Annotated in this window: 13 protein-coding genes; 4 read left to right on the forward strand and 9 right to left on the reverse strand. The window is 72.0% G+C overall.

Going from position 1 to position 12,952, the window contains the following annotated elements; all coding sequences use genetic code 11:
* Positions 1-21: 21 nt before the first annotated feature.
* Positions 22-1,470, reverse strand: coding sequence for an argininosuccinate synthase (gene argG, locus ACIBP6_RS05300; protein ID WP_397048958.1), 1,449 nt, complete (start codon positions 1,468-1,470; stop codon positions 22-24).
* 90 nt (positions 1,471-1,560) lie between these two features.
* On the opposite strand from argG, the gene ACIBP6_RS05305 reads away from it, so the two are divergent.
* On the forward strand, positions 1,561-1,983 hold the full coding sequence (locus ACIBP6_RS05305) for a hypothetical protein (RefSeq protein WP_397048960.1): 423 nt from the start codon (positions 1,561-1,563) through the stop codon (positions 1,981-1,983).
* A 36-nt stretch (positions 1,984-2,019) separates the two neighbouring features.
* Here ACIBP6_RS05305 and ACIBP6_RS05310 read toward each other — a convergent pair whose 3' ends face one another.
* The 6 genes from ACIBP6_RS05310 to ACIBP6_RS05335 all read right to left on the reverse strand — a co-directional run bounded on the left by ACIBP6_RS05310 (position 2,020) and on the right by ACIBP6_RS05335 (position 7,733).
* The gene (locus ACIBP6_RS05310; RefSeq protein WP_397048962.1) at positions 2,020-2,847 is read right to left on the reverse strand and encodes an SAM-dependent methyltransferase; all 828 of its coding nucleotides are present in this window, start codon (positions 2,845-2,847) and stop codon (positions 2,020-2,022) included.
* A gap of 71 nt (positions 2,848-2,918) precedes the next feature.
* Positions 2,919-3,599 carry an ATP-binding protein gene (locus tag ACIBP6_RS05315; RefSeq protein WP_397048964.1) on the reverse strand — a complete coding sequence of 227 codons (681 nt, stop codon included), beginning with the start codon at positions 3,597-3,599 and terminating at the stop codon, positions 2,919-2,921.
* A 49-nt stretch (positions 3,600-3,648) separates the two neighbouring features.
* A complete protein-coding gene (locus tag ACIBP6_RS05320; RefSeq protein WP_397048966.1) occupies positions 3,649-4,560 on the reverse strand; it encodes an MEDS domain-containing protein in 912 nt (303 codons plus the stop codon).
* 90 nt (positions 4,561-4,650) lie between these two features.
* Complete coding sequence (locus ACIBP6_RS05325; RefSeq protein ID WP_397048968.1) at positions 4,651-6,102, reverse strand: hypothetical protein; 1,452 nt, start codon at positions 6,100-6,102, stop codon at positions 4,651-4,653.
* 106 nt (positions 6,103-6,208) lie between these two features.
* On the reverse strand, positions 6,209-7,090 hold the full coding sequence (locus tag ACIBP6_RS05330; protein WP_397048970.1) for a DNA-3-methyladenine glycosylase family protein: 882 nt from the start codon (positions 7,088-7,090) through the stop codon (positions 6,209-6,211).
* A 22-nt stretch (positions 7,091-7,112) separates the two neighbouring features.
* Positions 7,113-7,733 (reverse strand): TetR/AcrR family transcriptional regulator, encoded by a 621-nt coding sequence (locus ACIBP6_RS05335; protein WP_397048972.1) that lies wholly within the window; start codon positions 7,731-7,733, stop codon positions 7,113-7,115.
* 77 nt (positions 7,734-7,810) lie between these two features.
* Here ACIBP6_RS05335 and ACIBP6_RS05340 point away from each other — a divergent pair, with 77 nt between their 5' ends.
* A complete protein-coding gene (locus ACIBP6_RS05340; protein WP_397048973.1) occupies positions 7,811-8,785 on the forward strand; it encodes an aldo/keto reductase in 975 nt (324 codons plus the stop codon).
* A 148-nt stretch (positions 8,786-8,933) separates the two neighbouring features.
* Positions 8,934-9,236 carry an antitoxin gene (locus tag ACIBP6_RS05345; protein ID WP_397048975.1) on the forward strand — a complete coding sequence of 101 codons (303 nt, stop codon included), beginning with the start codon at positions 8,934-8,936 and terminating at the stop codon, positions 9,234-9,236.
* 56 nt (positions 9,237-9,292) lie between these two features.
* Here ACIBP6_RS05345 and ACIBP6_RS05350 read toward each other — a convergent pair whose 3' ends face one another.
* Positions 9,293-10,606 (reverse strand): MFS transporter, encoded by a 1,314-nt coding sequence (locus ACIBP6_RS05350; RefSeq protein ID WP_397048977.1) that lies wholly within the window; start codon positions 10,604-10,606, stop codon positions 9,293-9,295.
* Between the two features lie 138 nt (positions 10,607-10,744).
* Here ACIBP6_RS05350 and ACIBP6_RS05355 point away from each other — a divergent pair, with 138 nt between their 5' ends.
* The gene (locus tag ACIBP6_RS05355; RefSeq protein WP_397048979.1) at positions 10,745-12,229 is read left to right on the forward strand and encodes a cobyric acid synthase; all 1,485 of its coding nucleotides are present in this window, start codon (positions 10,745-10,747) and stop codon (positions 12,227-12,229) included.
* Here the strand turns inward: ACIBP6_RS05355 and ACIBP6_RS05360 are convergent.
* On the reverse strand, positions 12,226-12,942 hold the full coding sequence (locus ACIBP6_RS05360) for a hypothetical protein (RefSeq protein ID WP_397048981.1): 717 nt from the start codon (positions 12,940-12,942) through the stop codon (positions 12,226-12,228). The two genes, ACIBP6_RS05355 and ACIBP6_RS05360, sit on opposite strands and share 4 nt — an antisense overlap.
* Positions 12,943-12,952: the final 10 nt, after the last annotated feature.

The following is a 12,952-nucleotide window of genomic DNA, read 5'->3' on the forward strand; positions in this document are numbered from 1 at the left end:
CGTGGCGCGGCGGTCAGCCGGTCAGTCGGTGCCGGCCTCCATGGCGGCCTGGTCGAGCAGCGCCTCTTCGTCGGGGGCCTCGCCGCGGGAGGCGATGGCCTCGGCGCCGCCCTCCGGCATGTCGCCGATCAGCTCGGTCGCGGCCGTCTGCGGGGTGCCGAGCAGCGACGGGTGCGGGCTGCCCACCATGCCGAGCGCGGCGTACTGCTCCAGCTTGGCGCGGGAGTCGGCGATGTCGAGGTTGCGCATCGTCAGCTGGCCGATGCGGTCGACCGGCCCGAACGCCGAGTCTTCCGTACGCTCCATGGACAGCTTGTCGGGGTGGTAGCTGAACGCCGGCCCCGAGGTGTCGAGGATGGAGTAGTCGTCTCCGCGGCGCAGCCGCAGGGTCACCTCGCCGGTCACCGCCAGGCCGACCCAGCGCTGCAACGACTCGCGCAACATCAGCGACTGGGGGTCGAGCCAGCGGCCCTCGTAGAGCAGCCGGCCCAGGCGGCGGCCCTCGATGTGGTAGGCGGCCAGGGTGTCCTCGTTGTGGATGGCGTTGACCAGCCGCTCGTACGCGGCGTGCAGCAGCGCCATGCCGGGCGCCTCGTAGATGCCGCGGCTCTTGGCCTCGATGACGCGGTTCTCGATCTGGTCGGACATGCCGAGGCCGTGTCGGCCGCCGATGGCGTTGGCCTCCAGCACCAGGTCGACCGGGGTCGGGAACTCCTTGCCGTTGATCGTCACCGGCCGGCCCTGCTCGAAGCGGATCGTGACGTCCTCGGCCGGGATCTCGATCGTCGGGTCCCAGAACTTCACACCCATGATCGGGTCGACGGTCTCGATGCCGGCGTCGAGGTGCTCGAGCGCCTTGGCCTCGTGGGTGGCGCCCCAGATGTTGGCGTCGGTCGAGTAGGCCTTCTCCGTGCTGTCGCGGTAGGGCAGGTCGTGGGCGAGCAGCCACTCCGACATCTCCCTGCGCCCGCCCAGCTCGCTGACGAAGTCGGCGTCGAGCCACGGCTTGTAGATGCGCAGGGACGGGTTGGCCAGCAGGCCGTAGCGGTAGAACCGCTCGATGTCGTTGCCCTTGAAGGTGGAGCCGTCGCCCCAGATCTGCACGCCGTCCTCGAGCATGGCGCGCACGAGCAGGGTGCCCGTGACGGCGCGGCCGAGCGGCGTGGTGTTGAAGTAGGCGCGGCCGCCGGAGCGGATGTGGAACGCTCCGCAGGACAGCGCCGCGAGCCCCTCTTCCACGAGCGCCGCCCGGCAGTCGACCAGGCGGGCCACCTCCGCGCCGTACGCGGTGGCGCGGCCGGGCACGGAGTCGATGTCGGGCTCGTCGTACTGGCCGATGTTGGCGGTGTAGGTGCAGGGCACTGCACCCTTCTCGCGCATCCACGCGACCGCAACCGAGGTGTCGAGGCCGCCGGAGAAGGCGATGCCGACACGTTCACCGACAGGAAGGGAATTCAGCACCTTGGACACGAGTAGAAGTATATACACACGAATGCATGATCATGCAACGCGGCTCGGGTAGATCGTTGGTCTTGGACGGGTTTGTGCGACCATGCTCCGATGAACGATCAGGAGCTCGAGGCCATCGAGGCCAACGTACGGCTCGCCGTCGAGCAGCTCGGGCCGCTGAGCGAGGTGGACTTCGGCCTCAACGAGGAGTCCGTCGAATGGGTCGAGGGGTTCATCGAGCGCCGGCGTTGCCGGCCGGACTTCGATCCTGAGGGGATCGACGGCCTGGTCGGGGTGCTGGGCTCGTTCCTGGGCGCGTGCCTGGTCGCCGCCACGGGCGGCGATTGGCGGAAGACCGGCGACGGCTGGGGTGTGCTCCTTCCCGACGGCAGCACGGCGTTCCCGTTCGTGAAGGTGCGCAAGCAGCTGCGCGACGGCGTGGAGTCGGGCGAGTCGATCGCGAGCTTCTACCGCGTCGCCGTGCACTTCATCGCCGCGGGAAGACTGCGGGAGAACCCGGCCGCCGGGGACTGAGCGCTCAGCGGGCGCGCGGGCAGGGGGCGCGGCGGCTCAGGTGGTCTCTGGCTTGCGGCCGACGCCGGCGAGCACGCCGCCCTTGGCCAGGCCCGGCACCGGGTACGGGTCGTCGTTGCGCCACTCCTGGGCAGGCACGAGCCCCGGCTCCAGCAGCTCCAGCCCCGCGAAGTAGCCGCGCACGGTCTCCCTGTCGCGCCAGGCGGCCGACCCCGTGGCGGACCCGCGGTAGACGCCCTTGGCCTCGTCCATCTTGTCCGGCTCGCCGGCCTCGGGCTCGATGTAGCCGTGGGAGACCACCAGGTAGCCGCCGGGCGCCAGGGCGTCGCGCAGGGTCGAGACGACCGAGGTCACCTCGTCGTCGTCCGGGAAGAAGTGGAAGACGGCGGCCACGACGATGGCCACCGGCCGGCTGAAGTCGAGGTGCGCGGCCGCCGCCTTGAGGATGGCGGCGGGGTCGTGCAGGTCGCCCTCGATCGCGACGGTGTCGCGGTTCTCGGCCAGCAGCGCCTGGGCGTGGACCAGCACGATGGGGTCGTTGTCGGCGTACACGACCGTGGAGCCGGGCGCGACGCGCTGCACCACCTGGTGCACGTTGTCCTGCGTGGGCAGGCCCGCGCCGATGTCGAGGAACTGCCGCACACCGGACTCGGCGATGTGCCGGACGGCCCTGACGAGGAAGCCGCGGTTGGCCAGCGCCACCTCGCGTACGTCCGTCCCGGTCTCGCGGGCCAGCTCGATGATCTTCTCGGCCGCTTCCCGGTCGGCGCGGAAGTTGTCCTTCCCGCCGAGGTAGTAGTCGTACATCCGGGCGACGCTGGGGATCGTCGGGTCGATGCCCTGAGGAGCCTGCTCGTCCGTCATATGCCCACCTTCCTCGTCCCGCCGATCATACGAGGAAATATCGGGATTTTGATCATTCTTGACAGGCGGTGTCAGTCGTAGTGGAGGAAGACGGTGCTGAGGGAGTCGAGGCGCCGCCGGAACTCCGTCGGCAACCCCGTCAGCGTCATGGTGGCGCCCGGCGTCTTCTCGACCCGCAGCTGCGCCATGACCAGGACGACGATCCCGCTGGAGTCCCAGCCCGTCATGCCGCTTAAGTCGAGTACGAGCCTGCGCTCGGGGGCGAGCGCCGTGCGCACGGCCGCCGCGACCTCCGCGGCCGACTCCTGGTCGAGCGGGCCGGACAGGCGCAGCGTGGTGCGGCCGTCCTCGTCGTAGCGGGCGAGCAGGAAGGGCGGCGGGCCGGGCAGCGGGAGCGAGAAGCCGACGGTGACGGTGGTGCCGCCGGGGCCCTGGACGGCGGTGTACCGGTCGCTGAGCGAATGGGCGATCCACAGCCCGTGGCCCGGCTCCACCCGCCACGCCGGAGTGCCCTCGTCCGGCGCCGCGGCGTCGGGGTCGATCACGTCGCACGAGAGCATGTCGCCGTCCGCCGTCATGATCACATGTCCGGCGCCGGAGCCGTGCAGGATCACGTTGGTGGCCAACTCGTGGACGATGAGCACGAGGTCGGCGGCGCGGCCCTCGGACAGCCCGGCCCTGACCGCGTGCGCCTCCAGCGCGGCCCTCAGCGCGTAGAGGGAGCGGTGCTCGAACGGCTGCTCTAGAAGCACCGGCGTCCCAGAGGCGCGCTTGGTCTCCTGGCAAGGTGCCGGTGGCGGGTCATCTGTCATCGACGGTCACCAGACTGATTCCGGGTGCGGCGCCGGCGCCGAGCAGGAGGAATCGCGAACTGATGGACGGGTTGCAGTGGAGGGTCACCGTACGGGGAGGGGACAGGCTACGAGCGGCATCCATGATCATGCGTGCGCAATACAGGTCGACGAACGACAGTTCGCCCATGGTAACCGTGATGTCGCCGTCGAGGCGGATGGCTTCGCTCAACGCGAGCCCCAGCGCGGCCTCTGCGCCGCGGTCGAGCTGCCCGGCCAGCCGGATGCCGGGCGGCGCGTACTGGCGGCAGATCCGCAGCAGCGCGTCGTGGTGGTAGGTGGCCGCCGCGACCGAGCGCGTGTGATAGCCCGAGACCGAGGCGAGCGTGACGGGGTCGAACCGGACGCGGTCGTACTGGCACAGCACCGCGGTGCTGGTGCCCGCGAGCGTGGCGGCGATCTCCTCCTCGAACGCCGGCAGCTGCTCGATGCCGGCCAGCGGCTGTAACGCCCAGCTCATGTCGAGCGCCACCCGCAATCCCGGGTAACCCTCGCCGGACGTGTGCGCCATCTGGTCGCGGAACCAGCGCATGGCGCGCTCCACCGCGAACGCCTGCCCGTCCAGCAGGGCGCCCTGGCACGCCATGACGACCATCCGGCCCGCCGAGACGGTCTCATGCGGGGCGACGCCCCGCCGCGCCAGCTCCGCGAGCCTGCGCTGCGGCTCCTCGGCCAGCCAGACGACCCGCTGTCCCTCGGCCAGCCCGTCGCGGACGAACGCCGCGGTCAGGTCGAGCAGCTCCTCGGGCTCTCCGAATGTGAGACAGGCGTGATCTCTGATGGTCAGATCCGTGATCTGCGTTTCCGCGCCGACCGTCACCCACGTCACCTTCCCGATCGCGGTCACCTCCCGGGCCCGCATGGCTGCGGACTCTACCGTAGCGATCAAGAGGCGCCCGCCCCTTGGAGTTCTTCCTGCTGCCCAGCCGGCGGGCGGATAGGCGTGCGGGCACTAACGCGGCAGGTACACGTGCCAGCGGCCCGGCCGCACGTCCCACAGCGGCCCCCTGCGCCAGCCGTGCAGGAACGCCGCCGGGATGCGCCGGCCCTGGTCCACGGCGACGACCTGCTTGCCCGCGGCCCGCGCGGCGCGCACCGCGGCAGGGACGGCGGTGTCGCGCGGCCAGCTCAGCACCATGTGCGACTGGCAGCCCGCCCGGTAGGCGATCATCACCGCGTGCTCGCCGTACACCAGGCAGGGCGGGCGCACGCCGAGGGCGCGCAGCGCCGCGGCGACCTCGGTGTCGGCGGCGCGCCGCTGCAGCCGCAGGGCGGCCACCTCGCCGAGGGTGATTCCCTGCAGCGCGAACTGGCCGAGCAGACCGGCCGCGACCAGGCCCGCGCCGGCCCGCCGCAGCCCGCGCCGCCGCGGCCCGGTCACCGCGAACACGGCGGCGTGCGCGACGGGCAGGGCCAGCAGCGCGTACGCGGGCAGCAGGAACCGCGGCGCCGCGTAGCCCACCAGGAAGACGTACGGCGCCGCCATGGCGAGACCGGCGGCGGCCGGCAGCAGGCACTCGGCCAGGCGGTCGCGGCGGCGGGCGGCGTACAGGCCGAGCAGCACGAGGACGGGAATGGCGGCCCACCACAGCGCCCAGGACGGCACCACAGGGCCGCAGTCGGCCGGCGGGCGGCACAGCAGCGGTCCGTCGAGCGCGCGGGCGTGCTCGACCAGCGTGACGTGCAGGCCGGTCTCGTTCGCCGCGCCGGCGGCGTGCCAGCGGGCGGCCAGGCCGCCGAAGCGTACGTACGCCTCGACGATCCAGTCCGCCCAGCCGGCGGCCAGGCCCGCCGCGAGGGCCGCCGCCACCCGGGGCCGCCGCCACCCTGGCACGGCCAGGGCCGCGGCGAGCGCGAGGACGAGCCAGACGCTGTCCGGCGGGCGCAGCAGCGCCACGGCCGTCACGCTTACGGCGAGCCGGAGCAGCGGGCCCCCGCCGCCCTCCCGCACGCAGCGCAGGAAGCAGCCGGCGGCGGCCAACGAGCCGCAGGCCACCCAGAAGTTCGGCATCGCCTCGTTGCCGTAGAACAGCGCCGGCCACGTCGAGGCGAACAACGCGGCGGCGACCGGCACCACCGGCCCGGAACGCACCCGCAGCCACGTCCCGAACGACGCGTACAGCGCCAGGACGGACAGCAGGCACAGATAGGCGCGCAGCACCTCCGTCGAGGAGGTGAACAGCACCACCGGGGCGACGAGCAGGGTGATGCCGCGGGCGCGCGGCGCGATGAACTCCGTCTCCGGCACCCGCGGATCGACCTGGCTGACGTAGACGACCTCGTCCCAGCCCAGCCCCATCTGCGGGGTCACCACGGCGAGCTGGACGAGCCCGTAGCAGACCGCCACCACCAGCAGGAACGCCCGCCACGGGTCGGCGGGCCGCCATGTGCGAATTGCTACCATCAGTCCCTTACTAACAGCGGCCCCGGGGACGGGACCGGCTGCGGCGGCGGGACCTGCCGGAACACAGGGACGTTCCTGACCTGCGCATTCCCGGCGGACAGGCGTGTCAGTCGGCCATGACGCCGTAGGAGACCGCGCGGAACAGGAACGACGCCCAGGACCGGTACGGCCGCCACGCCTCGGCCGCCTTCCGGTACGCCGACGGCGGCGCGTCCTCCGGCAGCCCGTACGCCTCGCGCAGCAGGGCGAACAGCCGCGGCTCGTCGCCGGGGAACGCGTCGGGCGCGCCCGCGCCGCGGATGAGGATGAGCCCCGCCGAGAACGGCCCCACGCCCGGCAGCGCGCGCAGCTGCGCCAGGGCCTCCTCGGGGGCGAGCGAGCGCAGATGCTCGGTGGTGAGCAGGCCGTCGAGCGCGGCCCTGGCCAGCCCGCGCAGCCACTCCTCCTTCTGCACGGGCAGGCCGAGCCCGTCCGCCTCCAGCAGGCTCACCGGCGGCGGGAAGGCGGTGTACTCGCGGTCGTCCAGGGTGACCGTGGCGCCGTACCGCTCGGCGATGCGCTGCTTGATCCGGGAGGCGACCAGCATGGAGGACCGCTGCACGATCACCGCCCAGCAGGCCGCCTCCCACGGGCTCCAGAAGCACACCGGCCGCAGCCCCGGACGGCGCCGCTGCAGGTCGCCGAGCACCGGGTCGGTCTGGCCGAGCTTGGCGAAGCCGGCGCCGTCGACGTCGAGGGAGAGGATGCGCGCCACCTCGGCGCGGATGCCCGGCCCGGGGGCGCGCGTCGTGGCGACCTCGACCCCGCCGGGAGCGGCCGTCACGCGCACGCCGATCGGCAGCCAGTCGCTCTCCGCGCAGTACGCGAAGCGCAGCGCCCGCCCGTCGGAGGGCAGCGCGCTGGTGGCCGGCCAGTCCTCGAGGAAACGCAGCGAGGCGCCGAAGTCGAACGGCCCCTCGGCGGTGATCGTGAACCCGTGCGTGGTCATGGGCGTATGGTAGGCGGCCCGTTCAGCCGCGCAGGCGCGCGAGGTGGCCGGTGAGGTGGTCGCGGGCGGCGGCCGCGGCGCGGGCCGCGTGCGCCTCGACGTCCTGCGGCGGGCGGGTGCCGTTGACCAGCAGCATGGCGTAGCCGTGCGCCGCGGACACGTGGACGTAGACGAACTCCGCGACGTCGGCCCACGGGGTGCCGGCGGGCAGGGCGTCGGCGGCCAGCGCCATCAGCACGTCCATGAACCGGCGGCTCCGCTCGTGGACGGTCTCGCGGTAGGGGGCGCCGAAGTCGTGGGAGTAGATGAGGTCGATGCCGGCACGGTGGCCGAGGACGTACCTGGCGTAGGCCCCGGCGGTGGCGGCGAGCCGCTCGACCGGATCGGGACCGGCCTGCTCGGCGGCGCCCGCGAGCACGCCGGTGAGGTCGGCGAGGATCGCCGCCGCGCACGCCGCCAGCAGCGCGTCGCGGTCGGCGAAGTGGCGGTACGGCGCCGCCGACGACACGCCCGCGCGGGCGGCGACCTTGGCCACCGAGAACCCGGCGACGCCCGTCTCGGCCAGCAGCGCGACGCCCTCGCGGACGAGCACGGCCGGCAGGTCGCCGTGGTGGTAGCCGCGCCGCGGCGTAGGTCTGCTCACGGGGAACGATTCTCCTCTCGGCGGGCGTAGAGTAGTCTCGTTGATGTAAGAGACCTCTAACATTGAGAGTAGCGAACATGCGCAAGAGAAGCCTCGGACAGCAGGGCCTGACGGTGTCGGCGCTGGGCTACGGCGCGATGGGCATCTCCCTGGCCTACGGGCCGTCCGACGAGAAGGACGGCATCGCCACCATCCGCCGCGCCCACGAGCTGGGCGTGACGTTCTTCGACACGGCCGAGCTCTACGGCCAGGGCGAGAACGAGCGGATCGTCGGCGCGGCGCTGGCCCCCGTCCGCGACGAGGTCGTCATCGCCACCAAGTTCGGCTTCGACTTCACCGGCACCCGCGAGGGCGGCGTCGACAGCCGTCCCGAGCACATCCGCGAGGTGGTGGACAACAGCCTGCGCTACCTGGGCGTGGACGTCATCGACGTCCTCTACCAGCACCGCGTCGACCCCTCCGTGCCGATCGAGGACGTCGCAGGCACGGTCAAGGAGTTCGTGGAGAACGGGAAGGTGCGCTACTTCGGCCTGAGCGAGGCCGGCGCCAACACCATCCGGCGGGCGCACGCCGTGCAGCCCGTCTCGGTGCTGCAGACCGAGTACTCCCTGTTCGAGCGGGACGTGGAGGTGCTCCTCCCGGTGCTGCGCGAGCTCGGGATCGGGTTCGTGGCGTACTCGCCGCTCGGCCGCGGGTTCCTGACCGGCCAGGCCAAGCCGGGCGCCGAGTACGACAAGACCGACATGCGCAGCTGGGACGCGCGCTTCCAGCCCGGCAACTACGAGAAGAACCTGGAGGCCACCGAGCGGCTGGCCGAGCTGGCCGCCGCCAAGGGAGCCACCGTGGCGCAGCTCGCCCTGGCGTGGCTGCTCGCCCAGGGCGACGACATCGTGCCGATCCCCGGCACCCGCAACGTGCGGCGGCTGGAGGAGAACGTCGCGGCGGCCGACCTCACGCTCGACGCCTCCGACCTGGCGCGCATCGCCGAGATCCTGCCCCACGGCGGCTTCGGCGCCCGCTACCCGGAGGGCATGCTGCCGTCCTGGGAGTGACCCTGCACGAGGCGTGGAACAGCCGCGGGTCGTGCGCCGGCGGCGCCGGCAAGGGGTGTGAGGCGGATCACCATGGGTGCATCGCCCGGTGCGGGACGGGTAGGGGCTTCCACAGCCGGAAGAAACAGGGGGAACAGGGGGGACGGTCATGAGCCGCATCGCAGAGTGGCTGAAAAAAGCCGAGAACCTGGCCAGGGGGCACTCCAAGCAGGCCGACCAGGTCCTGGACCGCGCCGAGCAGTACGCGAAGGAGCGGACGGGGCACAAGTACGACGAGCAGATCAGCAAGGGCGCGGACGCCGTGCAGCAGCGTTACGGCGGCGGGGCCGAACAGCAGGCCGATCAGCAAGCGGGCGGGCAACAGCCGTCGCAGCAGCCGTCGCAGCAACAGCCTTCACAGCAGCAGCCTTCACAGCAGGAGCGGGAGCGGCGCACACCGCCGCAGGGCTGACCGGAACGCGAACGGGCGTGGCGGAGTACCCCGCCACGCCCGCGTGTGTGTGAACGTCAGGAGCGCGCGTCGTCCATGACCTTGCGCGCGTCGCGTTCGAACGACGCCCTGGCCCCGAGCGTCACCAGGCCACCGATGACCATCGGGACCACCAGGATGTACATGCCGCCCACCAGCGAGCCGAGCTGGTCGGAGGCGATGCCGACGACCAGTGAGCCGAACGCGCCGCCGGCCGTGATGAGCAGCTGCAGGACGGCGAAGCCGAGGCCGCGGGCCGAGGCCGAGACGACGTCCGCCAGGCACGCCGTCATGTTGGGGATCGCGATCGACATCAGCGACGACGACAGCATGATCAGGCCCGTCAGGGCGCCGATCGAGTCCGTGGACAGCGCGCCGGCCAGGACGAGCGAGCCGGCGGTGATGCCGCTGCCGCCCGCCAGCAGCCGGCCGCCCTTGCGGGTGCCGTGCCACTTCCTGCCCAGCCACGAGCCGACCAGGGTGCCGGTCAGCGTGCCGACGATGGTGATCAGGCCGCTCAGCGAGCCGGCGGTGCCCACGCTGACGCCGTAGTCGCGGACCATGAGCGTCGGCATCCAGTAGAAGATGCCGGCCAGGCCCAGGGTGAGGAACGACAGGCCGATGCAGACGAAGACCAGCGTCGGGATCCGGATCACCTGGCCGAACTGCGACCAGAACGGCGGCTTGTCCTCCTTGGCCTGCTGGGGCGCGGCCGGCTCGCCGCTGGCGACCAGCCGGTCCAGCTCGCCGCGGCGCGGCTCGCGCAGCATCCAGACGAGCAGGGCGGTGAGCACGCCCGGAACGACCATGACGAGGAACGCCGTACGCCACCCGAACGCATCAGCCAGCACGCCGCCGAGCAGCGTGCCGACGCCGCCCAGGTACGTGGTGACGCGCGTGAGCCCGTACGCCTTGGCCCGGCTGGTCGGCGGGTAGTAGTCGGCGAGCAGGCTGCCCGAGGCCGGGTTGTCGATGTTCTCGGCCGCGGCGAGGACCACGCGCATCATGTAGAACATCGCGAAGCCGGTGGCCAGGCCGGAGCCCAGCGTGGCGATGGCCCACACGAAGACGACGACGGCGATGATGCGCGTACGGCTGAAGCGGTCCGCCAGGAATCCGGCGGGCAGAGCCACGATGGCCGCGGCCAGGGCGGCGGCCGTGGGGATGGAGCCGGCGGCGGTGTCGCTGAAACCCCACTCCGCCTGGATGAGAGGGAGCACTCCTGACAGCAGGTTGTGCTCGATGCGGTCGACCAGCCCGACGATGAAGAGCACGACCAGTGGTGCCCACCCGAATGGCGCGCGGGACTGCGCGTCGATGACGCCTGTGCGCGGCGAACCCAACCCGATCATGCCCACCCTTTCGCTCGCTGAAAATCTAGAATTGCGTTCTAGGGCATTGTTCTAGACAGAGTGGCAGAAGTCACAGGGTTCGTAAATGGGTGATTACTGAGAAATTTCGAGACTCGTCCGCTCCGGTACGGTGGCCCCATGGTCAACGGGGCACTGCTCGTCGCGGGCACCACGTCGGACGCGGGCAAGAGCGTCGTCACCGCCGGAATCTGCCGCTGGCTGGCCCGCCAGGGCGTCCGCGTCGCGCCGTTCAAGGCGCAGAACATGTCGCTCAACTCGTACGTCACCGCCGACGGCGCCGAGATCGGCCGGGCGCAGGTCGTGCAGGCGCAGGCGGCGGGGCTCGAACCGGTCGCCGACATGAACCCCGTCCTGCTCAAGCCCGGCAGCGACCGCCGCAGCCAGGTCGTGCTCATGGGCCGCCCGGTCGCCGACGTGGACGCCATGGAGTACGGCGCGCTGAAGGACCTGCTGCGCACGTCGGCCTTGGAAGCGCTCGGCCGGCTCAGGAAGCAGTACGACGTGGTGGTGTGCGAGGGCGCGGGCAGCCCCGCCGAGATCAACCTGCGCCGCGGCGACATCGCCAACATGGGCCTGGCCAGGGCCGCGGACCTGCCGGTGATCGTGGTCGGCGACATCGACAGGGGAGGGGTGTTCGCCGCGTTCTACGGCACGGTCGGCCTGCTCGACGCCGCCGACCAGGCCCACGTCGCCGGGTTCGTGGTCAACAAGTTCCGCGGCGCGAAGGAGCTGCTGGAGCCCGGCCTCGACATGCTCAGGCGGCTGACCGGCCGCGAGGTGTACGGCGTGCTGCCCTGGCTCGACGGGCTCTGGATGGACGTCGAGGACTCCCTCGCCCTCGACACCCGCCGGGTCGTCGCCGGTCCGCCGCACGGCCCGCAGACCCTGCGGGTGGCGGTCGTCCGGCTGCCCAGGATCTCGAACTTCACCGACGTCGACGCGCTGGCCGCCGAGCCGGGGGTGGTCGTCCGGTTCGTCACCGGCCCGGCGGAGCTGGAGGACGCCGACCTGGTCGTGCTGCCCGGCTCCCGCGCCACGGTCACGGACCTGGCCTGGCTGCGCGAGACCGGCCTCGCGGCGGCGATCCGCGCCCGCGGCGGGCCCGTTCTCGGGATCTGCGGCGGGTTCCAGATGCTCGGGCGGGAGATCGTCGACGAGGTCGAGTCGGGGGCCGGGCGCGTCGAAGGGCTCGGCATGCTGCCCGTCCACGTCACGTTCGGACGCGAGAAGCACCTGGCCAGACCGGAGGGCAGCGCGTACGGGGAGCCGGTGCGGGCGTACGAGATCCACCACGGGGTGGCGACGGTGGAGGGCGGGGAGCCGTTCCTCGACGGCTGCCGGGTGGGCGACGTCTGGGGCACCACCTGGCACGGCGCCCTGGAGAACGACGGCTTCCGGCGCGCGTTCCTGGCCGACGTGGCCGAGCGGGCGGGGCGGGCGTTCGTCCCCGCGCCGGGCACGGACTTCGCCCGGCTCCGGGAGGAACGGCTGGACGCCCTCGGCGACCTGGTCGAACAGCACCTCGACACGGAGGCCCTGCTCCGCCTCATCGAGCACGGAACGCCCGAACTGCCGGTCCTGCCGCCGGGCGCGCCGGTCTAGCCGAACAGCTCCGTGGTGATCTTCTTGGGATCGGGCGCCTTGATCGTCACCTTCGAGCCCCACTTGGTGTAGCGGCTGTCGATGGTGACGATGCTGCTCTCTCCGAGCTCGGTCAGCTCCCAGGTGCTGCGCACCCTGCTCACCAGGCCGGAGGAGCCGAGCGTGAGGGCGTAGGAGATCTTCACGTCGTCCTGCTCGCCGTTGAGCCCCGACGCCCAGGACGAGACCTTCTTGAGATCCTTCACGGTGATCGTCCCCGTGACGGAGCCCTTGCTCGACGTGCCCTTCTTGAGCAGCGTGGCCACGGTCCTGGGCTCCGCCGGGTTGATGATCTGCGCGTTGCCGCCGGGGTATCCGCCTCCCTTGCCCTTCAACCACGGCTTGTCCTCGGACAGCACGTTCTTCAGCAACCCGCCGGTGCGGTAGACGGTCTTGCCGGTGGCGATGACCCGCTGGGTGCCGTAGTCGTCCTCCATCGTCAGGTCGAAGCCCGATAAGCCTTTCTCACCGAACTGGTAGACGCCCTTGCCGCTGCCGGCCTCGCGCGTGCTGGTGCCGTCCGACCCGGTCACCGTGTCGGTGACGTGCACGCCGCGGCCGGGCTTGAGCATCGACTCCAGGGCGCGGACGGGGTCCTTCGGGGCCGCCTGCGCGGGTGCGGCGCCCAGCGTGAGCGCGCCTGCGGCGGCCAGCATCGTGATCATTTTCTTCATGGTCGGCGAT

Origin of the sequence: Nonomuraea terrae, from assembly GCF_044465245.1 — a bacterium.
Classification (GTDB): domain Bacteria; phylum Actinomycetota; class Actinomycetes; order Streptosporangiales; family Streptosporangiaceae; genus Nonomuraea; species Nonomuraea terrae.